The 21,390-nt window shown below is 67.2% G+C and carries 20 protein-coding genes; 6 read left to right on the top strand and 14 right to left on the bottom strand.

What is annotated here, in order from left to right:
* The first annotated feature begins 369 nt into the window (after positions 1 to 369).
* The 3 genes from waaC (at position 370) to waaA (ending at position 3,928) form a co-directional block, all read left to right on the top strand.
* Positions 370 to 1,365 carry a lipopolysaccharide heptosyltransferase I gene (gene waaC, locus LDO54_RS27740; RefSeq protein WP_224014013.1) on the top strand — a complete coding sequence of 332 codons (996 nt, stop codon included), beginning with the start codon at positions 370 to 372 and terminating at the stop codon, positions 1,363 to 1,365.
* Positions 1,366 to 1,620: 255 nt separating this feature from the next.
* The gene (locus LDO54_RS27735) at positions 1,621 to 2,505 is read left to right on the top strand and encodes a Kdo hydroxylase family protein (protein WP_224014011.1); all 885 of its coding nucleotides are present in this window, start codon (positions 1,621 to 1,623) and stop codon (positions 2,503 to 2,505) included.
* A gap of 97 nt (positions 2,506 to 2,602) precedes the next feature.
* Positions 2,603 to 3,928, top strand: a complete 1,326-nt coding sequence (waaA, locus tag LDO54_RS27730) for a lipid IV(A) 3-deoxy-D-manno-octulosonic acid transferase (RefSeq protein ID WP_224014009.1) — start codon at positions 2,603 to 2,605, stop codon at positions 3,926 to 3,928.
* 56 nt (positions 3,929 to 3,984) lie between these two features.
* On the opposite strand, the gene ureG is transcribed toward waaA, so the two are convergent.
* The 14 genes from ureG to LDO54_RS27660 form a co-directional block, all read right to left on the bottom strand.
* Positions 3,985 to 4,632 (bottom strand): urease accessory protein UreG, encoded by a 648-nt coding sequence (ureG, locus tag LDO54_RS27725; protein WP_224014007.1) that lies wholly within the window; start codon positions 4,630 to 4,632, stop codon positions 3,985 to 3,987.
* 39 nt (positions 4,633 to 4,671) lie between these two features.
* A complete protein-coding gene (locus LDO54_RS27720; RefSeq protein WP_224014079.1) occupies positions 4,672 to 5,361 on the bottom strand; it encodes an urease accessory protein UreF in 690 nt (229 codons plus the stop codon).
* On the bottom strand, positions 5,348 to 6,043 hold the full coding sequence (gene ureE / locus LDO54_RS27715) for an urease accessory protein UreE (protein ID WP_224014005.1): 696 nt from the start codon (positions 6,041 to 6,043) through the stop codon (positions 5,348 to 5,350). The genes LDO54_RS27720 and ureE overlap by 14 nt, the downstream gene beginning before the upstream one ends.
* Positions 6,044 to 6,090: 47 nt before the next feature.
* Positions 6,091 to 7,797 (bottom strand): urease subunit alpha, encoded by a 1,707-nt coding sequence (gene ureC, locus LDO54_RS27710; protein WP_224014004.1) that lies wholly within the window; start codon positions 7,795 to 7,797, stop codon positions 6,091 to 6,093.
* 43 nt (positions 7,798 to 7,840) lie between these two features.
* A complete protein-coding gene (locus LDO54_RS27705; protein ID WP_224014002.1) occupies positions 7,841 to 8,146 on the bottom strand; it encodes an urease subunit beta in 306 nt (101 codons plus the stop codon).
* A gap of 11 nt (positions 8,147 to 8,157) precedes the next feature.
* On the bottom strand, positions 8,158 to 8,460 hold the full coding sequence (gene ureA, locus LDO54_RS27700) for an urease subunit gamma (protein WP_065057295.1): 303 nt from the start codon (positions 8,458 to 8,460) through the stop codon (positions 8,158 to 8,160).
* Between the two features lie 257 nt (positions 8,461 to 8,717).
* On the bottom strand, positions 8,718 to 9,623 hold the full coding sequence (locus LDO54_RS27695) for an urease accessory protein UreD (protein ID WP_224013993.1): 906 nt from the start codon (positions 9,621 to 9,623) through the stop codon (positions 8,718 to 8,720).
* Positions 9,624 to 9,717: 94 nt separating this feature from the next.
* Positions 9,718 to 10,413 carry an urea ABC transporter ATP-binding subunit UrtE gene (gene urtE, locus LDO54_RS27690; RefSeq protein ID WP_224013991.1) on the bottom strand — a complete coding sequence of 232 codons (696 nt, stop codon included), beginning with the start codon at positions 10,411 to 10,413 and terminating at the stop codon, positions 9,718 to 9,720.
* A gap of 32 nt (positions 10,414 to 10,445) precedes the next feature.
* Entirely contained in the window at positions 10,446 to 11,300 is an 855-nt protein-coding gene (urtD, locus tag LDO54_RS27685) for an urea ABC transporter ATP-binding protein UrtD (RefSeq protein ID WP_224014077.1), read from the bottom strand.
* An 11-nt stretch (positions 11,301 to 11,311) separates the two neighbouring features.
* Positions 11,312 to 12,502 (bottom strand): urea ABC transporter permease subunit UrtC, encoded by a 1,191-nt coding sequence (urtC, locus tag LDO54_RS27680; protein ID WP_224013989.1) that lies wholly within the window; start codon positions 12,500 to 12,502, stop codon positions 11,312 to 11,314.
* Between the two features lie 2 nt (positions 12,503 to 12,504).
* Positions 12,505 to 14,088, bottom strand: coding sequence for an urea ABC transporter permease subunit UrtB (gene urtB, locus LDO54_RS27675; protein ID WP_224014075.1), 1,584 nt, complete (start codon positions 14,086 to 14,088; stop codon positions 12,505 to 12,507).
* 188 nt (positions 14,089 to 14,276) lie between these two features.
* A complete protein-coding gene (urtA, locus tag LDO54_RS27670) occupies positions 14,277 to 15,584 on the bottom strand; it encodes an urea ABC transporter substrate-binding protein (RefSeq protein WP_224013987.1) in 1,308 nt (435 codons plus the stop codon).
* A gap of 575 nt (positions 15,585 to 16,159) precedes the next feature.
* Positions 16,160 to 16,483, bottom strand: coding sequence for a rhodanese-like domain-containing protein (locus LDO54_RS27665; protein WP_065057301.1), 324 nt, complete (start codon positions 16,481 to 16,483; stop codon positions 16,160 to 16,162).
* An 80-nt stretch (positions 16,484 to 16,563) separates the two neighbouring features.
* Positions 16,564 to 17,217: a protein-L-isoaspartate O-methyltransferase family protein gene (locus LDO54_RS27660; protein ID WP_224013985.1), complete on the bottom strand. Its 654-nt coding sequence runs from the start codon at positions 17,215 to 17,217 to the stop codon at positions 16,564 to 16,566.
* Positions 17,218 to 17,545: 328 nt separating this feature from the next.
* Between LDO54_RS27660 and LDO54_RS27655 the strand changes: the two genes are divergently transcribed.
* From LDO54_RS27655 to LDO54_RS27645, 3 genes are all read left to right on the top strand, one after another.
* Positions 17,546 to 18,658 (top strand): LacI family DNA-binding transcriptional regulator, encoded by a 1,113-nt coding sequence (locus LDO54_RS27655; RefSeq protein ID WP_224013983.1) that lies wholly within the window; start codon positions 17,546 to 17,548, stop codon positions 18,656 to 18,658.
* Between the two features lie 159 nt (positions 18,659 to 18,817).
* Positions 18,818 to 20,305: a sugar ABC transporter ATP-binding protein gene (locus LDO54_RS27650; protein WP_224013981.1), complete on the top strand. Its 1,488-nt coding sequence runs from the start codon at positions 18,818 to 18,820 to the stop codon at positions 20,303 to 20,305.
* Complete coding sequence (locus tag LDO54_RS27645) at positions 20,286 to 21,314, top strand: ABC transporter permease (protein ID WP_224013980.1); 1,029 nt, start codon at positions 20,286 to 20,288, stop codon at positions 21,312 to 21,314. Before LDO54_RS27650 ends, LDO54_RS27645 begins: the two co-directional genes overlap by 20 nt.
* Positions 21,315 to 21,390 lie beyond the last annotated feature (76 nt).

The following is a 21,390-nucleotide window of genomic DNA, read 5'->3' as shown; positions in this document are numbered from 1 at the left end:
GGGCTGGCGTCAGCCGCTCTCTCTGGGGGAGCGGCTGCTTTTCAGAAGGTAGCCCGCCGCACACCGGGCGGCTGGCCCTACGCGACAAAAGGGCCCCGACTGGACGCGGATTCGCTTTTCCAGCCCCGGAAAGCCCCCGCTTGAAGCCTGGCTAAGAACCGTCGAAATAGCGCCGTGACAAGCATCGAGGCGCGCAAGGGCCACCGCGCCTCAATCACCACGCCGATCTGGCACCACAACCCATCCCTCCCACCACACCCCTCGGAAAACACGCACTTTCCCCCCCCAATTCACGCCAGCTCTCGCCCAACGCCTCGGGCGCGCTAAAATTGCGGACCTTTCAACCTGTCCGCCCTTCCTGCCTTGAGCGTGCAAAAGATCCTCATCGTGCGCGTGTCGTCGCTTGGCGACGTCGTCCACAACATGCCCGCCATCGCCGATATCCGGCGGCGGTATCCCGACGCGCAGATTGACTGGCTCGTCGAAGAAAGCTTTCAGTCGCTCGTCGAGCTCGTGCAGGGCGTGCGCCGCCCGATCCCGTTCTCGCTGCGGCGCTGGCGCAAGCGCCTGCTCTCGGGCGCCAACTGGCGCGAGATCGGCGCGTTCCGCCGCGCGCTCGCCGCCGAAAAGTACGACCTCGTGATCGACTGCCAGGGCCTCATCAAGACCGCGTGGGTCGCGAGCTGGGCGCGCGGGCCGCTCGTCGGGCTCGGCAATCGCACGGACGGCGCGGGCTATGAATGGCCGGTGCGCTTCTTTTACGACCGCTCGATCCGCATCGAGCCGCGCACGCACGTGGTCGAGCGCACGCGCCAGCTGGTCGCGGCGGCGCTTGAACTACCCGCACCGCAGCCCACCGACGAGATCGACTTCGGCCTCGACACCTACCGCGCCGCGCAGGCGCTCGCGGGCGTCGGCCTGAATCTGCCGGTGCCGTACGTGGTGTTCGTGCACGCGACCTCGCGCGCCGACAAGCAGTGGCCGGACGCCCACTGGATCGAGCTTGGCCAGGCGCTGGTGCGCCGTGGCGCGTCGCTCGTGCTGCCCTGGGGCAGCGACGCCGAGCGCGCGACCAGCGAGCGCCTCGCGCGCGAGTTCGGCGAGGCGGCCATCGTGCCGCCGAAGCTCTCGCTGCCCGCCGTGGTCGGCCTGATCGACGGAGCGGCGGCCACGGTCGGCGTGGACACGGGTCTCGTGCACATCGCGGCGGCGCTGAAGCGGCCGACCGTCGAGTTGTACAATTTCGCGACCGCCTGGCGCACCGGCGGCTATTGGTCGCCGAACGTCGTCAATCTCGGCACTGCGGGGCAGCCGCCCACGCTCGCGCAGGTCAAGGCCGCGCTGGCCGGCTTCGGGCTGCTGTGACGGCGCGAGGCGCCGGACGGGCGACGGGCTCGACAGGCAATCTCTGACAGACTGCGTCGCATCAAAGCGCGCCGTGCGGCCCGCGGGGTATAAGGAGCGGCGCGTGCGGCAAGGCAACGCCCGCCGCGCGCCACTTCGGGCCGGGCCGTGAGCGTCGCGGATGTCGTCGATTTCGCCGATCTCGCCGATATCACGCACGCCGCGCGCGCGACGCACAGGCCGGGCAACCAGATCCAATCGCTTGCAGGGGCGACCATGAAAGAATCCCAGATCATCGAAATTACTTCCGCCGACTGGCAGGGCAAAGGTCTCGCGATGCCGCGAGAGACGCTGCTCGATGCCGTCGAGCAGGGCAAGGTGCTGTACTTTCCGAAGCTCGAATTCGCGATCGAAGGCGGCGAGCGCGCGCTGCTCGATCCGGCCATCGCCGACCCGAAGCGCAAGAACATCAGCCTCGATCCGAACGGCGGCGCGCTGCACGGCGTGCTCGGCGACACCGTCACGCAGTCGGCCGTGCGCGCGCTGATCGCGCGTTATCAGGCGTGCGCGCGCTCGCTCGTCGACGGTCTCTTTCCCGAGTACACGGGCAAGCTGCGCGTGGCGCCCACGAGCCTGCGTCTGCATCAGGTGGAAACGCGCGAGACCTCGTGGCGCAAGGACGATGCGCGTCTGCACGTCGATGCGTTTCCGTCGCGTCCGAACTACGGCGAGCGCATTCTGCGCGTCTTCACCAACGTGAACCCGAACGGCGTGCCGCGCGTGTGGCGCGTCGGCGAGCCGTTCGAGGACATGGCGAAGCGCTTCCTGCCGAACATCAAGCCGCAGTTTCCGGGCTCGGCGTGGCTGCAGAATCTGCTGCACATCACCAAGTCGCCGCGCAGCGAGTACGACCATCTGATGCTCAATCTGCACGACGGCATGAAGGCCGATCTCGACTATCAGAAGTCGAGCCCGCAGCAGACCATCAACTTTCCGCCGGGCAGCGTCTGGGTGTGTTTCTCCGATCACACTTCGCACGCGGTGATGTCCGGCCAGTTCATGATGGAACAGACCTTCTTCCTGCCGGCGAAGGGCATGGTGCACCCGGAGTGGGCGCCGCTCGGCATTCTCGAACGTCTCAAGGGTAAGGAACTGGTTTGATCTTCGATTCGAGCAGGGACTCGGGCGCGCGGGTTGTCCGCGCCGCCGCCGCGCCTCGCGCGTTCGTCCGCGCAGTGGCTGCGATCGCGGAGGCCCGATGCTGAGGGCGGTTTATCGCGCGGCCTGGTGGCTGATCGCGCCGCTCGCGGTGCTGCGCCTGTTCATCCGCTCGCGGCGCGAGCGCGGCTATCGCGAACACGTGTGCGAGCGCTTCGGCTATGCGGCCGGACGCCTGCCCGAAGACGACACGCCGCTGATCTGGGTGCATGCGGTCTCGGTCGGCGAGACGCGCGCGGCGCAGCCGCTCATCGACGCGCTGCTGGCGGCGCGCCCCGACGCGCGCATCCTGCTCACGCACATGACGCCGGGCGGGCGCGCGCAAGGCGAGCAGCTGTTCGGCGAGCGCGTGCTGCGCTGCTATCTGCCGTACGACATGCCGCACGCGGTGCGGCGTTTTCTGCGCACGTGGCGGCCGTCGCTCGGCCTCGTGATGGAAACCGAGGTGTGGCCCACGCTCATCGACGAATGCAAGCGCGCCGACGTGCCGCTCGTGCTCACGAACGCGCGCATGTCAGCCCGTTCGTTCAAGCGCGCGGCGAAGTTCGGCGCAGGCGCGCGCGAGGTGTTCGGCGGCATCACGCGCGTGCTCGCGCAGAGTCCGGCGGATGCCGAACGCCTCACCGCGCTCGGCGCGCGCAACGTGGCCGTGCTCGGCAACCTGAAGTTCGATATGGCGAGCCCGCCCGCGCTCATCGCGCGCGGCCGCGACTGGCATCGTGCGATCGGCGCGCGTCCCGTCTGGGTGGCGGCGAGCACGCGCGAGGGCGAAGAAGAACTCGTGCTGCAAGCGTTCGCGGCGCTCAACGTGCCCGACGCCTTGCTCATTCTCGTGCCGCGTCATCCGCAGCGTTTCGACGAAGTGGCCGCGCTGGTCACGCGCAAGAATCTGAAGCTCGAACGGCGCTCGCAGTGGGCGCCGGCGTCCACGAGCACCGCGCACGCGGATGTAAGCGCCTTGCCGCAGGACGTGAACGTGCTGCTCGGCGATTCGATGGGCGAGATGGGCGCGTATTACGCGGCCGCCGATGTCGCGTTTATCGGCGGGAGTTTGCTGCCGCTGGGCGGGCAGAATCTGATCGAAGCCTGCGCGGTGGGTACGCCGGTGCTGATCGGCCCGCACGTGTTCAATTTCACGCAGGCCACCGCCGACGCCGTGGCGGCGGGCGCGGCGCTGCAAGTGCAGGACCCGGCCGATCTCGCGCGCGCCTTGCGCGAACTCTTCGAGGACAAATCGCGCCGCGTGACGATGGGCGCGGCGGCGGCGGCCTTCGCATCGCGCCATCGCGGCGCGACCGCGCGCACGGTCGACGTGCTCACGACGCTGTTGCCCGAACGCGCCTCGGCCACGACGCTCGATCTCTGAATCTGAACGACGTTCTCACGACGCGCGCCGCTCGGCACGCATCGTGAGCCGAGCGTTCAACCCAGCAGCAATCCCTTCTTCTCGATGAATCCGATCACCTGATCGAGGCCGTCGAGCGCCTTCAGATTGCACATCACGAACGGCCGCTCGCCGCGCATTTTCTGCGCGTCGGAGGCCATGATGTCGAGGTTCGCGCCCACGAGCGGCGCGAGATCGGTCTTGTTGATCACCAGCAGATCCGACTTCGTGATGCCGGGGCCGCCCTTGCGCGGGATCTTCTCGCCGCCCGCCACGTCGATCACGTAGATCGTCAGGTCGGACAGCTCCGGGCTGAAGGTGGCCGCGAGATTGTCGCCGCCCGACTCGATGAAGACGATGTCCGCATCGGGAAAGCGCGTGAGCATCTGGTCGACGGCTTCGAGGTTGATCGACGCATCCTCGCGGATCGCCGTGTGCGGGCAGCCGCCCGTTTCCACGCCCATGATGCGCTCGGCGGGCAGGGCGCCCGCGACGGTCAGCAGGCGCTGATCTTCCTTCGTGTAGATGTCGTTGGTGATGGCGACGAGGTCGTAGCGCTCGCGCATCGCCTTGCAAAGCATTTCGAGCAGCGTGGTCTTGCCGGAGCCAACCGGGCCGCCGACGCCGACGCGCAGCGGCGGCAGTTTCTTGGTGCGCTTATTGGACGAAGTATTGGGCGAATTCATGGGTGAGTGGCTAACGCGAAGTAACGTAAAGCGCGGCGCTCAGGAACGGAACAGCCGCGAGTATTGCGATTCATGGCGCGCGCTCAGAATGCCGAGCTGCGGTGCGAACGTGTTGAGCGAGTCGGGCGGCGTGGCGAGCGCGCGAGCCACGGCGTCGGCGATCGCGGGCCGCAGCGCGACGACGATGCGCTGTCCCGCGACCTGACCGAGCGGCACCGCCTTGAGCGCGGCGGCGGTCTGGTTCTCGACCCAGCTGAACGCGTAGGCGGCGAGCGTCGCATCCGTGGACGCCTCGTGCGCGTAGGCCGCGAAGGCGAACGCCGTGGGTTGCGCGACGGGCGTCATGCGCTCGAGCGTGGCGCGGCGCGCGGCGTCGCCCCATTCGAGCTGCGCACAGAGCTGGCGCAGCGACCAGCCCATCTGCGCGGTCTCGCGGCGCAGTTCCGCCGATTCACGGCTCGCGATGAATTCGGCGTTGGCGTCGATCAGCGCTTGAGTTGCATCGTCGTCGTGTGCGCGCCAGCGTTCGAGCTGATGCGCGAGGAACGGCAGTTCGCCGGGCGCGAGTACGTTGGCGAGGCCGTGGGCGATCCAGTGCGCGGCGTCGTCGGCGGTCTCGACGAGCTTGGCGTCGATGGCCGCTTCGAGGCCCTGCGAATAGCTGAACGCGCCGATCGGCAGCGCCGGCGACGCAAGATGCAGCAGCGCGGTGAGTTCAGCGATGTTCATGGCTGTGGTCGTGCGCGTGGCCGTCGCAATGACCGTGGTCGTGGCCGCATTCGTGATCGTGGTTGTGATCATGATTGTGATCGTCGCCGTGATCATGGCTGTGATCGTGCGCGTGATCGTGCGCATGAGCGTGGCCGTGATCATGACCATGATCGTGTGCATGATCGTGCCCGTGATGCTCGCCATACACGCGCTGCGCGAGCGCGTAGTCTTCGGCGAAGGTCGCGTCGTGACCATGCCGATGACCGCCGCCATACGCGCCCGACTCGGGCTGGAACGGCAGTTCCGCGCGCTCGACCTGCGCGCCGAGGCGCTTGAGCATGTCTTCGAGCACGGGATCGGCTTCGAGCTTCAGTTCGTCGACGCCCACTTCCACGGGCGTATGGCGATTGCCCAGGTGGTACGCCGCGCGCGTGAGCGTGAGGCGGTCGTGCGCGCGCACGCGCAGCACGTTCTGCGCCGCCGCGATCACGCGCACGAGGCCGCCGTCGTCGGCGACCAGCATGTCACCGTCGCGCAGCACCGTGCCGCGCGGCAGCACCACGCCCACGTCCTCGCCCGTGTCGAGCCTGGCTGCGAGGCGGCTCTTGCAGCGCTCGTCGTAGGCGAGCGTGAGGGTGGGCGCGCGCTTGACCAGTACCGGTGCGAGCTTCGCGTTGAGTCGTTTGTCGATCGTGCGCATAGTAATACTTCAAACTTCGTCGTATCTGTTCGCGTAACCCGAACAGATCAGAACAGAAAATACCGCTGCGCCATCGGCAGCACCGTGGCGGGTTCGCAGGTGAGCAACTGGCTGTCCGCGACCACCTGGTAGGTTTCGGGATCGACGCTGATCGACGGCTGCCATGCATTGTGGATCATGTCGGCCTTCGTCACGCTCCGGCAGTTGCGCACCGCGACCACGCGCTTTTGCAGACCATAACGATCGACGATGCCTTTGTCGAGCGAGAGTTGCGAAACGAAGGTCAGCGAGGTCTGCGTGAGCGCGCGTCCGCGCGTGCCGAACATCTCGCGATAATGCACCGGCTGGGGCGTCGGAATCGACGCATTCGGGTCGCCCATCTGCGCGAGCGCGATCATGCCGCCCTTGAGAATCAGCGAAGGCTTGATGCCGAAGAACGCCGGGTCCCAGAAAACCAGGTCGGCCCATTTGCCCGGCTCGATCGAACCCACTTCGTGCGAGATGCCGTGCGTGAGCGCCGGATTGATCGTGTACTTCGCCACGTAGCGCTTGACGCGGAAGTTGTCGTTGCGCGCGTTGTCTTGGGGCAGCGCGCCGCGCTGCACCTTCATCTTGTGCGCGGTCTGCCACGTGCGGATGATGACTTCGCCCACGCGGCCCATTGCCTGGGAATCCGAAGAAAGCATCGACAGCGCGCCGAGATCGTGCAGGATGTCTTCGGCGGCGATGGTTTCGCGACGGATGCGCGATTCGGCGAACGCGATATCTTCGGCAATCGACGGATCGAGGTGATGGCAGACCATCAGCATGTCGAGGTGTTCGTCGAGCGTGTTGACGGTGTACGGGCGCGTGGGATTGGTCGAGGAGGGCAGCACGTTCGCTTCGCCGCAGACCTTGATGATGTCGGGCGCGTGGCCGCCGCCCGCGCCTTCGGTGTGATACGTGTGGATCGTGCGGCCCTTGAACGCGCCCACGGTCGCTTCCACGAAGCCCGATTCGTTGAGCGTGTCGGTGTGGATCGCCACCTGGGTGTCGGTGTCGTCGGCCACGCTCAGGCAGTTGTCGATGGCCGCGGGCGTCGAGCCCCAGTCCTCGTGCAGCTTCAGGCCGATCGCGCCGGCCGCGATCTGTTCCTCGGCGGGCGCGGGCAGGCTCACGTTGCCCTTGCCGAGAAAGCCGAGGTTGATCGGCCAGCCGTCGGCGGCCTGGAGCATGCGTTCCATGTGCCACGGGCCCGGCGTGCAGGTGGTGGCGTTGGTGCCCGTCGCGGGGCCGGTGCCGCCGCCCAGCATCGTCGTCACGCCGCTCGCGAGCGCTTCGTCGATCTGCTGCGGGCTGATGAAGTGGATGTGCGTGTCGATGCCGCCCGCCGTGACGATCTGGCCTTCGCCCGCGATCACTTCGGTCGAAGCGCCGATCGGAATCGTCACGCCCGGCTGCACGTCGGGATTGCCCGCCTTGCCGATGCGCCAGACGCGGCCGTCCTTGATGCCGATGTCGGCCTTCACGATGCCCCAGTGATCGATGATCACGGCGTTGGTCACGACCGTGTCGGCGACTTCGGCGTGCAGGCGCTGCGACTGGCCCATGCCGTCGCGGATCACCTTGCCGCCGCCGAACTTCACTTCGTCGCCATAGACGGTGTAGTCGCGCTCGATCTCGATGAGCAGTTCGGTGTCGGCGAGACGCACGCGGTCGCCGGTCGTGGGGCCGAACATCTCCGCGTAGGCGCGGCGGCCGATCTTCAATGTCATATCGGATTCCTGATGAATTCGAGGCGTCGTGAGGCGCGCCGCGTCAGAGCGGGCCCATCACCTTGCCGTTGAAGCCGTAGACCGCGCGCTCGCCCGCGAGCGCGACGAGTTCGACGGTGCGCTCCTGGCCGGGCTCGAAACGCACGGCCGTGCCCGCCGCGATGTTCAGGCGGAAGCCGCGTGTGGCTTCGCGGTCGAACGTGAGCGCTTCGTTGACTTCGTAGAAGTGGTAGTGCGAGCCGATCTGCACCGGGCGGTCGCCCGTGTTCGCGACCGTCACGCTGACCGTTTCGCGGCCCGCGTTGAGTTCGATTTCGCCGTCGTCGATCAGCATTTCGCCGGGGATCATGGGCGCGTCCTTCAGGGAATCGGATGGTGGACGGTGACGAGCTTGGTGCCGTCGGGGAAGGTCGCTTCGACCTGGATATCGGGGATCATCTCGGGCACGCCGTCCATCACGTCGTCGCGCGTGAGCAGCGTGGTGCCGTAGTGCATGACCTCGGCGACGGTCTTGCCGTCGCGGGCGGCTTCCATCAGCGCGGCGCTGATGAACGCCACGGCTTCCGGGTAGTTGAGCTTGAGGCCGCGCGCGCGGCGCCGTTCGGCGAGCAGCGCGGCGGTGAAGATCAGGAGCTTGTCTTTCTCGCGTGGCGTGAGCTTCATCGTTCTGGTTCGGTTGGGGCAAGTCGGCTGGCGTGGAGCGTGCGTTCAGCTTACGGGAGCCACGTTACGGACAGCTTGCTGCCTCGCGCGCGGCGCGCACGATTCGATGCAAGCTCACAGCAAGGTGTGTGCCAATGAAGGGGACAGCGTGGATGCACCATTCATGCGGTCTTTGTGCACCGCATTGGCGTATCGATGGCGCGAGATTGTGCGCAGGCGCGCGAGTGCGCGCCAGGATGGTGCGACGAGTATGCGGCTCAGGTCGTCCAGAGACGCAGCGGCGCGGCCTTCACGCCGTGCACGAACGGGCGCAGCTGCGTCCAGCATTGCGCGAGCGTGGCTTGCAGCGGCTCCATCGAGCGGCTTACCACGCGCACGAGCAGCACGCCCGGCGCGACGCAGCTCGCGCCCGAGCGCAGCGTGTCGTCGAAGGGCAGCGTGGCGGCGAGATCCTGCGCGAGCGCGTCGGTGCACGCGGGGCCGATCGCCCACAGCACGCCGAACGCCGGAAAACCCGCGAGACCTTGCGGCGCGTCGCGCAACGGATCGGCAGCGTCGATCAGCGCGCGCTCGAACCAGAGCAGTTGTTCTTCCGCGTCGGGCGTGGCCGTGCGCACGACGCGCGTGAGCGCGCGCAGCATGCCCGCCGACCAGCGCTCGCCCGCCGCCTGGCGGCCCAGTTGCGTCGCGTCCCAGCCGATGGCCGTCGCGCCCGCGCCGAGCGTGAGCGCGAAGTCCTGCTCGGCGTGCGCGTCATCGAAGACGAGATTGTTCTGCGGCAGCCAGTCGAGCTTCGCGCCGTCGCCGACATGCACCTTGATGCGCTGGCGCGCGACGCGGCCGTTCGACTTGTACCACTTGGTCGCGCCCGGCGTGGTGATCACGGCGTGCGCGCCGTCGCCGACGTTCACGTCGATATCGAGCCGGTCGCCGCCCGCGATGCCTGCTGGCGGATGCACGATCACCGCGTGGCAGATCGCATCGCCTTCGGGATAGAGCGGACGTTGCACGCGCAGCGGCCCCACATGCAGACGATGCGTGAGCGCCGTGCGCGACGTCTTTTGAAGCTCGAAACCGAGTTCGAGCTTCGCGGCCCATTCGGGTTGCGCGGCGTTGCGCAGCGTGGTGTTGGCGAGCGCGGCGTGATCTTCGTGAAGCGACATGCGGATTTCGTGCGGACCAGTGCGGAAGTTGGCGTGGAGGATAGCATGCGAGGCCGCGCGTCCCGACCGGTGCAAAATCCGCGTGATTGCCTGATTAAACGGCGATCAGCTCGCGCACGCCGTCCGCATCCATCTGCGCGCCCGCGCCGCCCGCGACGATCTCGCCACGGCTCATCACCCAGTAACGATCGGCGATGGCCTTCGCGAAGTCGTAATACTGCTCGACCAGCAGCACCGTGAGGTTCATTTCTTCGACGAGCCGTCGCAGCGTGCGCCCGATCTCCTGAATGATGGAAGGCTGAATGCCTTCGGTCGGCTCGTCGAGAATCAGCAGTTGCGGTTCGCTCATCAGCGCGCGGCCGATGGCAAGCTGCTGTTGCTGGCCGCCCGAGAGATCGCCGCCGCGCCGCGCCTTCATGTCCTTGAGCACGGGAAAGAGCGTGTAGATGTGCTCGGGCACGCCCTTGGGCATGCGCTTCTTGCTCGCCGCGCCCACCAGCAGATTCTCCTCGACCGTGAGACGCGGAAAGATATCGCGCCCTTGCGGCACATACGCGAGGCCATGCGCCACGCGCGCATGCGTGGGCATTTTCGTGAGTGCGGTGTCGCCCCACGCGATGCTGCCGTTCTTCGTCGGCACCACGCCCATCAGGCAGCGCAGCAGCGTGGTCTTGCCCACGCCGTTGCGTCCGAGCAGCACCGTGAGTTCGCCTTCGGGCACCGTCATCGAGACGTTGCGCAGGATGTGGCTGCCGCCGTAATACTGGTTCAGCGATTCGATTGTGAGCATGTCGATGCCTTGTCGGGCTTGGTGGAAGCGGCTTAGCGGCCCAGATACGATTCGATCACTGTCTCGTCGCGCTTGACCTCGTCGAGCGTGCCGTGCGCGAGCACGCGGCCTTCGGCCATCACGGTCACGCGTCCGGTCTCGCCCGCGAGCGCCGCGACGAATTCCATGTCGTGCTCGACCACCATCATCGAGCAGCTGCCGCGCAGACGATTGAGCAGCGCGGCGAGTTCCATCGTCTCGTCGTCGGTCATGCCGGCGGCGGGTTCGTCGAGCAGCAGCAGTTGCGGCTTCTGCATCAGCAACATGCCGATTTCGAGGCGCTGCTTCTGGCCGTGCGAAAGCTCGCCCGCGAGTCGGCGCGCGTCGCTTTCGAGGCGGATCGTTTCGAGCGTCTGTTCGATCTTCGCCTGCGCGTCGCGCCCGAGTCGCGCGCGCAGCGTGGCGAACCAGCCCTTGTCGGCCTTCATCGCGAGTTCGAGGTTTTCCCACACGGGATGCTGCTCGAACACGGTCGGCTTCTGGAACTTGCGGCCGATGCCCACGCGCGCGATCGCCGGTTCGTTCATGCGCGTGAGGTCGAGCGTCTGGCCGAGAAACACCTTGCCCGAATCGGGCGAGGTCTTGCCGGTGATCACGTCCATCATCGTGGTCTTGCCCGCGCCGTTCGGGCCGATCACGCAGCGCAGCTCGCCCGAGTCGATCTCCAGCGAGAGCTTGTTGAGCGCGCGAAAGCCGTCGAAGCTCACGGTCACGTCTTCGAGATACAGGATCGTGCCGTGCGAGGTGTCGATCACGCCGGGCTCGACCACGTGACCCATATCGGCGACGCCCGAGAGCGTGAGGCCTTCCTCGTCGAACGGATTGTGATTGAGCGGATCGTTGAGCATGATGTGTCCGTTCATGAGCGCTTGCCTCCTGCCGCGAGCTTCAGGCGCCGCGCGGCGAGTTCGATCAGGCCCATGATGCCGTTGGGCTGCAACAGCGGCACGAGCACGAAAATGAGGCCGAGGAAGAACAGCCAGTATTCGGCGAAGTAGGCGGTGAAGAAACTCTTCGCGCCGTTCACGGCGAATGCGCCGATGATCGGGCCGATCAGCGTGCCGCGTCCGCCCACGGCTACCCAGATCGCCATTTCGATCGAGTTGCCCGGCGACATTTCGCTCGGATTGATGATGCCGACCTGCGGCACATAGAGCGCGCCCGCGATGCCGCACAACATCGCCGAGACGGTCCAGATGAACAGCTTGTAGCCGAGCGGGCTGTAGCCGAGGAACATCAGGCGCGTTTCGCCGTCGCGCACGGCCGTGACCACGCGCCCGAGCTTCGAGGTGACGATCGCGCGCGCCGCGAGAAACGCGAGCACGAGCGTGGCGAAGGTCAGCAGGAACAGCACCGTGCGCGTGCCCGGATGCGTGATCGGCATGCCCGCGATGCGCTTGAAATCGGTGAAGCCGTTGTTGCCGCCGAAGCCGGTCTCGTTGCGATAGAACAGCAGCATCGCCGCGAAGGTCATGGCCTGCGTGATGATCGACAGATACACGCCCTTCACGCGCGAGCGGAACGTGAAGAAGCCGAACACCCACGCGACCACGGCGGGCACGAGCACCACGAGCAGCAGCGCATAGCCGAGATGCTGCGTGCCGCTCCAGTACCACGGCATGCTGTGCCAGTCGAGAAACACCATGAAGTCGGGCAGATCGCTGCCGTACTTGCCGTCATGGCCGATCTCGCGCATCAGATACATGCCGATGGCGTAGCCGCCGAGCGCGAAGAACAGGCCGTGGCCGAGACTCAGGATGCCGCAGTAGCCCCAGACGAGATCGAGCGCGAGCGCGGCGATCGCGTAGCACATGAGCTTGCCCGCGAGCGTCATGGTGTAGGCCGAGAGATGCAGCGCGCTCGATTGCGGCAGCACCAGCGCGCACAGCGGCACGCCCACGCCCATCACGATGATCAGCGCGATGAGTGCGAGCCACGCGCGCCGCGAGAGCAGGGCGGGGCGCGCGGGCAGGCCGAGCGCGAAGGTCTCGGCGCTGCCGTCGTGCGGCGCGAGCGAAGGACGCGGCGAAGTGGAAGTGGCGGTCGTCATGATCAAGCCTCCGCGCTGCGGCCCTTGAGGGCGAACAGGCCCTGCGGGCGCTTCTGGATAAAGAGGACGATCAGCACGAGCACGGCGATCTTCGCGAGCACCGCGCCCCAGAACGGCTCGATGGCCTTCGAGACGAGCCCGAGCCCGAATCCGCCGATCACGGTGCCGGCGATCTGGCCCACGCCGCCGAGCACCACGGCCATGAACGAATCGATGATGTAGCTCTGGCCGAGGTCCGGGCCGACGTTGCCGATCTGCGAGAGCGCGCAGCCGCCGAGTCCAGCGATGCCCGCGCCGAACGCGAACGCCCACGCATCGACGCGCGCGGTGCGCACGCCCACGCAGGCGGCCATGCGGCGATTCTGCGTGACGGCGCGCACGAACAGGCCGAGGCGCGTTTTCGTCAGCACGGTCCACGCGATGCCGACCACGATCAGCGCGAACGCGAGAATCGCGAGGCGGTTGTACGGCAGGATCAGGTTCTGCATCACGGTCACGCCGCCGCTCATCCACGCGGGGTTTTCGACCTGCACGTTCTGCGCGCCGAAGATCATGCGCGTGGCTTGAATCAGGATCAGGCTGATGCCGAAGGTGGTCAGCAGCGTCTCCAGCGGACGTCCGTAAAGATGGCGGATCACGAGGCGCTCGATCACGGCGCCCACGAGCGCGGCCGCGACGAACGAGGCCGGAATCGCCAGCAGCGGATACCAGTCGAACGCGCCCGGCGCGTAGCGCTGGAACAGCGTCTGCACGACATAGGTGGCGTACGCGCCGATCATCAGAAACTCGCCGTGCGCCATGTTGATCACGCCGATCAGGCCGTACGTGATCGCGAGGCCGAGCGCCGCGAGCAGCAGCACGCTGCCGAGCGAGAGACCCGCGAACAGCGTGCCCGCGATTTCGCTGCGGCGCTGGATCGAGTCGAGCGCGTCGATGCCTTGTTGCGCGACGGCGCGCACATCGGCATCGGGTTCGTTGAAGGCGCCGCTCGCGTTCTTCGCGACGAGCGGGCGCAGCAGTTCATACATGTCGAGATCGTGGCGCGCCGCGACGAGCTTCGTCGCTTCGAGACGCGTGGCCGCGTTCGGATCGCGCAGCGCGGTCATGGCCCAGAGCGTGTCGAGGCGGCGCTTGAGCGCGGGATCCGTTTCCTTGGCGCGCGCGGCGTCGATCATCGGCTTCATCGACGGATCGGGATTCTTCAGCAGCTCCGCGATGGCCGCGCGGCGCGTTTCCAGATCGGGCGAGGCGAGTTGCAGGCCCGAGACCGCGCCCGCGACTTTCGAGCGCAGCAGATTGTTCAGCGTGATGGGCTGCGCGCTCGACGCGACGTCGGCGGCGACCGGTTTGCCGGTGGCGGCGTCGCGCGCGGTGTCGCCGTCGGTGACGAGCACTTCGCCGGCATCGGTGGCGCTGACGTTGTCGTCGGCGAGCGCCTTGAGCAGCGCGAGCGAGGCGGCGTCGTGGGTGGCGATCAGCTTGTCGACGGCGGCGGCCTTGGCGTCGAAGTCGTCGCCGCCGAGCGGGGCGACATCGGCGGCTTCGAGCGCGTGCGCGGACGTGGCGAACGCGGCGCAGAACGTCATGCACAGCGTGACGTTGCCGAGCACGCGGGCGAACCTCGGGAATGAGAGAGCCATGATGAGGTCTTTATGATGCGGGCCGCCGCGCCGCGCGAACGACAGGGGAAGCGACGTCTGGCGCGGCGGCCCGTGGGCAGAACGCGCGCGGCGCTAGAGACGCGCCGCGCGTGGCAGGCATGACGACCGTACGATCAGGCCGTGCGCGAGCGGCGCAGGAAGTTCGGCAGCACGTCCTGGCTGACGACGTCCGGCTTGCCTTCGTTGCCGGCGATGAACGGGCTCCAAGGCTGCGCGCGGATCGCAGTCTTGGTGCGCCACACGACGTTGAACTGGCCGTCGCCGCGAATCTCGCCGATCATCACCGGCTTGTGCAGGTGATGGTTGCCGTCCATCGTCAGCGTGAAGCCCGAAGGCGCCGCCACGGTCTGGCCGATCATCGCCGTGCGCACCTTGTCGACATCGGTGCTCTTGGCCTTTTCGACCGCCTGCTTCCACATATGGATGCCGACGAAGGTCGCTTCCATCGGATCGTTGGTGACGCGCTTGCTGCCGCCCGGCAGATTGTTCGCCTTCACCCACGCTTCGAACTGTTCCTTGAACTTCGTGTTCTGCCCGCCCTTCACCGACATGAAGTAATTCCACGCCGCGAGGTGGCCGACGAGCGGCTTCGTATCGATGCCGCGCAGTTCTTCTTCGCCCACCGAGAACGCGACCACGGGCACGTCGGTCGCCTTGATGCCCTGGTTGCCGAGTTCCTTGTAGAACGGCACGTTCGAGTCGCCGTTGATGGTGGAGACGACGGTGGTCTTGCCGCCCTGCGAGAAGGTCTTGATGTTCGCGACGATGGTCTGATAGTCGCTATGACCGAACGGCGTGTAGACCTCCTGAATATCGGCGTCCTGCACGCCCTTCGAGTGCAGGAAGGCGCGCAGGATCTTGTTGGTCGTGCGCGGATAGACATAGTCGGTGCCGAGCAGGAAGAAGCGCTTTGCGCCGCCGCCTTCCGCGCTCATCAGATATTCCACGGCCGGAATTGCCTGCTGGTTCGGCGCGGCGCCCGTGTAGAACACGTTGCGCGACATTTCCTCGCCTTCGTACTGCACCGGGTAGTAGAGCAGGCCGTTCAGTTCCTCGAACACCGGCAGCACCGACTTGCGCGAGACCGAGGTCCAGCAGCCGAACACGCACGCGACCTTGTCCTGGGTGAGCAGCTGGCGCGCCTTCTCCGCGAACAGCGGCCAGTTCGATGCGGGGTCGACCACCACGGGCTGAATCTGACGCCCCATCACGCCGCCGTTCTTGTTGATGTCGGCGATCGTCATCAACGCGGTGTCTTTGAGCGACGTCTCCGAGATCGCCATCGTGCCCGAGAGCGAATGCAGAATGCCGACCTTGATCGGCCCGCTGCCGGTGTCGGCAGCTTGTGCGAACGGCACGCGTCCCGCTACGGCGAGTGCGCCCGACATCGTCCCGAGTTTCAACAGACTGCGACGTTTCATGTAGATGCCCCTATGGGTGAAGTCGTGGGTCTCGGCGCGTCTGATTACGCGCCCCCGTTGGTGTGTCCAGCCTTGCGGGGTTGTTACTGCAAAGGCTATGCCAGCGCGTGTGTTTTGCGCGATGCACCCGCGTGGAACGCGCCCGGCGTGCGCGGGCAAGCGTCGCGCGGGCCTCGGCGGATGAGGGCGCACGCAAGTTTGCGAATGCGGCGCGCGATGCGCGGGCGAATCTGGTGCAAGGGGACGCGCTTTCGGGCGCGCTGCATCGTTGCAGTGCGCGCGTGCGTGGCGCGGGGTGACCGTCGCGGTGCATGCGTCGCGCGCAGTGCATGGCGAGGTGTTCGTGTGCATCTCGGGTGCATGCCCGATGCATTCAACAGGCAGGGAAGGCTGTCCGCGCGCTACATCGTTGTGCAGACAAGGAGATGGACAGAGGCGGGCCGGGGCGGCCTGGGTGTTACGCGTGATAGAGAGACACGCGCAGAAATGCAAAAGGGCGCGGGATGAGCCGCGCCCTTCTGGCGATGCGTGACATCGACCTCAAGCGGACCGGCGTTGCGCCGATCCCGCCGCGATCAGTACGTCGGCACCTTCGGGTCGACCTGACGCGACCACGCGTCGATGCCGCCTTGCAGGTTGAACACCTGCGTATGGCCGCGCGATTCGAGGAACATCGCGACCTGCGCGCTGCGTGCGCCGTGATGGCAGATGCAGACGATCTGCGCGTCGTCGTCGAGTTCTTCGCTGCGCGCGGGGATCTGCGCCATCGGGATCGAGATGCTGCCGTCGATCTTCGCGGTCTCGATCTCCCACGGCTCGCGCACGTCGAGCAGGACGGGCGCCGGGCGCGCGGAGTCGGCGAGCCATTCGGCGAGGGCGGGGGCGGTCAGGATCTGCATGGGAGACTCAATCGGAAGATAAACGGAACCAGCGGAATACGAATACGGTAACGGGCCGCACGCGCGGCCCGGCGACCATTTTAGAACTTGAAGCGCGACGGCTGCACGGCGTTTTGCAGCGGCTCGACGTAAGTTTCGAACACGCCCGCGATGCGGTACTGCTTTTCGTCCATGCGCGTGATGATCTGCATTTCCATGACCGGCGCGCTGCCGACGAAGGCCGCCAGACGGCCGCCGACCTTGAGCTGCTCCAGCAGTTCCTGCGGCACGACCGGCAGGCCGCCCGAGACGCAGATCACGTCGTAGGGCGCGTTCGCGGCCCAGCCGCGCGCGGCGTCGCCGACCGCGACTTCGGCGTTCAGCACGCCGTTCTTCACGAAGTTGGCGCGCGCGAATTCGGCCAGTTCCGTGTCGATTTCCACCGTCAGCACCTGCTGCGCGCGGTGCGCGAGCAGCGCGGCCATGTAGCCCGAACCGGCGCCGATTTCGAGCACGCTTTCGTGCTTCTTCACCGCGAGTTCCTGCAGCACGCGCGCTTCGACGCGCGGCGCGAGCATGTGCTGGCCATTGGGCAGCGGCAGTTCCAGGTCGGCGAACGCGATATCGACATAGGCCGCGGGGACGAAATGCTCACGCTTGACGATCGAGAGCAGATTCAGCACGTCCTGGTCGAGCACGTCCCAGGGGCGAATCTGCTGTTCGATCATGTTGAAACGCGCTTGTTCGATGTTCATGGTGACTCGGCGTTATGGTTCGGTTCGAAGTTCGGGTTGAAGTTCGGTTCGACACGGATTTGGACAGGCTGCCTGGCGCTGATCGAGCGGAGCGGGTCTCGCGGACCGCCGCGAAAAACGGTGCCAGGCAATCGCGAGATTGTACCAAAGGCCTTTGCGGCGGCGTCTGCCCGTCGGCAGTGCCGGGCCGGCGCGGGATCAGTATTTGTCCTGGCTCCGTGCGCCTTGAAGTTTCGCCGTCCGCGTATCAAAAATGTAATCGATTACATTTTCCCGAAGCAGGACGGCCAAGAATGGCCACGAACGGCTCCCATCGACCGCCATCGCCATGACGATTCCCGCCCAGCCGCATGCCGCCCACGCCGATCCGGCGCGTCTCGCCGACGCGGGCGAGGGCGTCGATGGTGAGCGCGACGACGGCGGCGAAGGTCGCGGCGGCTCGATCGCCTCGGTGGCGCGGCGCGCGGGCGTCTCGGTGGCCACGGTGTCGCGCGTGCTCAACGGTCACGCCAACGTGCGGCCCGCCACGCGCGAGCGCGTGCTCGCCGAGATCGAGACGAGCGGTTACCGCGTCAACGAACTCGCGCGCAATCTGCGCACGGCGGAAAGCCGCCTGCTGCTGACGATGGTGCCGGACTTCGGCAACCCGTTTTACGCGGAGATCGTGCGCGGCATCGACAGCGTCGCGCGCCAGCACGGCTATTTCATGCTGCTCTGCGACACGGGCGCCGACGCGGGCCGCGAGCGCGGCTACTTCGACCTGCTGCGCCGCCATCGCGCGGACGGCGCGATCTGCCTCGATCCGGCGACGGTCCAGCAGGCCAACCGCGCCGCCGCGCACGAACCGGCGCTGCCGTGGGTCGCGTGCTGCGAGTTCGATCCGGCCGCGGGCGTGCCTTACGTGGGCATCGACAACTTCGCGGCGGCGCGCGACGCGGTGCGCCATCTGATCGCGCGCGGACGGCGGCGCATCGCGCTGATCAATTCCGACGATCACTATCAGTATGCGCAGCAGCGCCGCGACGGCTACCTCGCCGCGCTCGCCGAGGCGGGCATCGAGCCGCGCGAGGCGTGGCGCGTGAACCTGAACTGTCTCGATTACGACGCGGGCGCGCAGGCCGCCGCCGCGCTCATGCAGCAACGCGGGTCGCGCGCGGCGAAGCCGGACGCGATCTTCGCCGTTTCGGACACGCTCGCGGTGGGCGTCGTGAACGGCTTGCGCGGCACCGGCTGGGCCGTGCCCGAGGACGTCGCCGTGGTCGGTTTCGACGATATCGCGCTGGCCGCGCAGATCGATCCGCCGCTGACGACCATCGCGCAACCGATGCGCGCGCTCGGCGAGACGGCCGCGCGCCTGTTGTTGACGCGGCTCGCCGATCCGCGCGCGAGCGTGCCGGGCGTGTTGCTGCCGCATCGACTGGTGGTAAGGCAAAGCGCTTGAGCGTGCTTGAGCGAGCGTCGCCGTGATTGAACCTGTTTGAACGCAGGACAAAAGTGATTAGCTGAGGAGACCCGCGAGAGAAGGCGGGCGGCGTCGCACCGGTCGTACAACGTGCGCGCCGCCCGCCGGACCCCGCCCGAACCGGAGGAGCGAGCGGCCATGAGCGTCGCCGTGCGATTCAACGATATCCGCAAGGACTTCGGCCCCGTGCGCGTGCTGCACGGCGTGAGCTTCGAACTCGCGCCGGGCCGCATTCATGGCCTGCTCGGCGAGAACGGCGCGGGCAAGTCCACGCTGATGAAGATCCTCGCGGGCTACGAGCGCCCGAGCGCGGGCGAGATGCTCGTCGACGGCCGCGCCTGCCAGTTCGACGGCTCACGCGCCGCCGAAGCCGCGGGCATCGTGCTGATCCATCAGGAGTTCAATCTCGCCGAACATCTGACGATCGCGCAGAACATCTTTCTGGGCCACGAAAAGAAGCGCGGCCTGTTCGTCGACGACACCGCGATGCGCCGCGAAGCGCGCGCGCTGCTCGCCCAGGTCGGGCTCGAACGCCATCCCGACACGCCCGTGCGCGAATTGATCGTCGCCGAAAAGCAGCTCGTGGAGATTGCCAAGGCGCTCGCGCGCCACGCGCGCCTGCTCATCATGGACGAACCCACGGCCACGCTCACGCCGAGCGAAACCGCGCGCCTTTTCACGCTGATGACGAAGCTGCGCGCGGACGGCGCGACGATCGTCTACATCTCGCACAAGCTCGACGAAGTGGAGCGCATCACCGACGACGTGATCGTGATGCGCGACGGCCGCTTCGTGGCCGCGAGCGCGACGGCGGGACTCGCGCGCCAGCAGATGGCGAACCTGATGGTGGGCCGCGACGTCTCCGACATGTTCCCCGACAAGCGCATCGCCGCCGACGATGCGCCCGTCGCGCTGCGCGTGCGCGGCCTGACCGTGCCGGGCTGGGTCGAGGACCTGAGCTTCGAGGTGCGCGCGGGCGAGATACTTGGTTTCGCGGGACTCGTGGGCGCGGGCCGCAGCGAGGCTTTCGAGGCGCTGGTCGGATTGCGCCGCAAGCACGCGGGCGAAGTGGAAATCGGCGGACGCGCGGTCACGCTCAAGCATCCGCGCGACGCCATGCGCCACGGCCTCACGTATCTGAGCGAGGACCGCAAGGGCAAGGGTCTGCATCTGAATCTGAGCCTGCAGGACAACCTCACGCTGATGACGCTCGAGCGCTACGGCCATCCGCTGCTCGATCTGAAGGCCGCGCGCGCCGCGCTGGAAAAAGCGGTGCGCGACTTCGGCATTCGCACCGGCGACCTGTCGAGCCGCGCGCGCATGCTCTCGGGCGGCAATCAGCAGAAGCTCGCGCTCGCCAAATTCCTGCAGCCCGATCCGCGCGTGATCGTGCTCGACGAACCCACGCGCGGCGTCGATATCGGCGCGAAACGCGACATCTATTTCCTGATCGAGCGGCTCGCGGCCTCGGGGCGCGCGGTGGTGGTGATCTCGTCGGAGCTGATCGAATTGATCGGGCTCGCGCATCGCGTCGCGGTGATGCGCGCGGGACGGCTCGTCGCCACGCTCGGACACGAACATCTGAACGAAGAGGAGCTGATCGCCCATGCAACCGGCACCCACTGAAGCGGCGAGCGCCCACGCGCGCACGCGGCGCTTCGTCGTGCGGCTCGCGCACCGGCTCGCGGGCGTCGGGCCGCTGATCGGCCTCGTCGCGCTGTGCGTGGTCGGCACCTTGCTGAACCGCGACTTCGCCACCGTCGACAACCTGCTCAACGTGCTCACGCGCACCTCGTTCATCGGCATCATCGCGGTGGGCATGACCTTCGTGATCATCTCGGGCGGCATCGATCTGTCGGTCGGCTCGATGGCGGCGCTGATCGCGGGCGTGATGATCTGGGTGATGAACACGCTCGCGGCGGGCGTGGGCGGTCATGCGTTCGCGCCGCTCGCGATCGTTGCGATCGGCATGGCGATCGCGCTCGTGCTGGGCGCGATGTTCGGCCTCGCGCATGGGCTGCTGATCACGCGCGGACGCATCGAGCCATTCATCGTCACGCTCGGCACGCTGGGCATTTTCCGTTCCGTGCTCACGTGGCTCGCGGACGGCGGCGCGCTCACGCTGCAAAACAATCTCGTCGATCTCTACGGGCCTGTGTATTACGCGAGCCTGTTCGGCGTGCCGGTGCCCGTGTGGGTGTTCGCGGCGATGGCGGCGGGCGGCGCGCTCGTGCTCAACCGCACGGCGTTCGGGCGGCACGTGCAGGCGATCGGCTCGAACGAGCAGGTCGCGCGTTATGCGGCGATTCGCGTCGATCGCGTGAAGTGCGCGACTTACGTGCTGCTCGGCCTGTGCGTGGGCGTGGCGACGGTGCTCTACGTGCCGCGCCTCGGCTCGGCCACGCCGACCACGGGCATCTTGTGGGAACTCGAGGCGATCGCGGCCGTGGTGGTGGGCGGCACGGCGCTCAAGGGCGGCGAAGGGCGCGTGGCGGGCACGGTGGTCGGCGCGATCCTGCTTTCAGTGATCGCGAACATTCTGAATCTCACCAGCATCATCAGCGTGTATCTGAATGCGGCGGTGCAGGGCGTGGCGATTATCGCCGTGGCGTTTTTGCAGCGTGGCAGGCGGTAGGCGGTCGAGTCGAAATTGTTTCGGATGGCGAATCAAAAACGTCGGTGCAAGACGCTTTCACAGGACGGGCGTGCGC

It is taken from the genome of Paraburkholderia tropica (assembly GCF_914484835.1).
Taxonomy (GTDB): Bacteria; Pseudomonadota; Gammaproteobacteria; order Burkholderiales; family Burkholderiaceae; genus Paraburkholderia; species Paraburkholderia tropica_A.
Note: the sequence above shows the minus strand (reverse complement) of the source record. Positions and strands in the feature narration are given on the sequence as shown.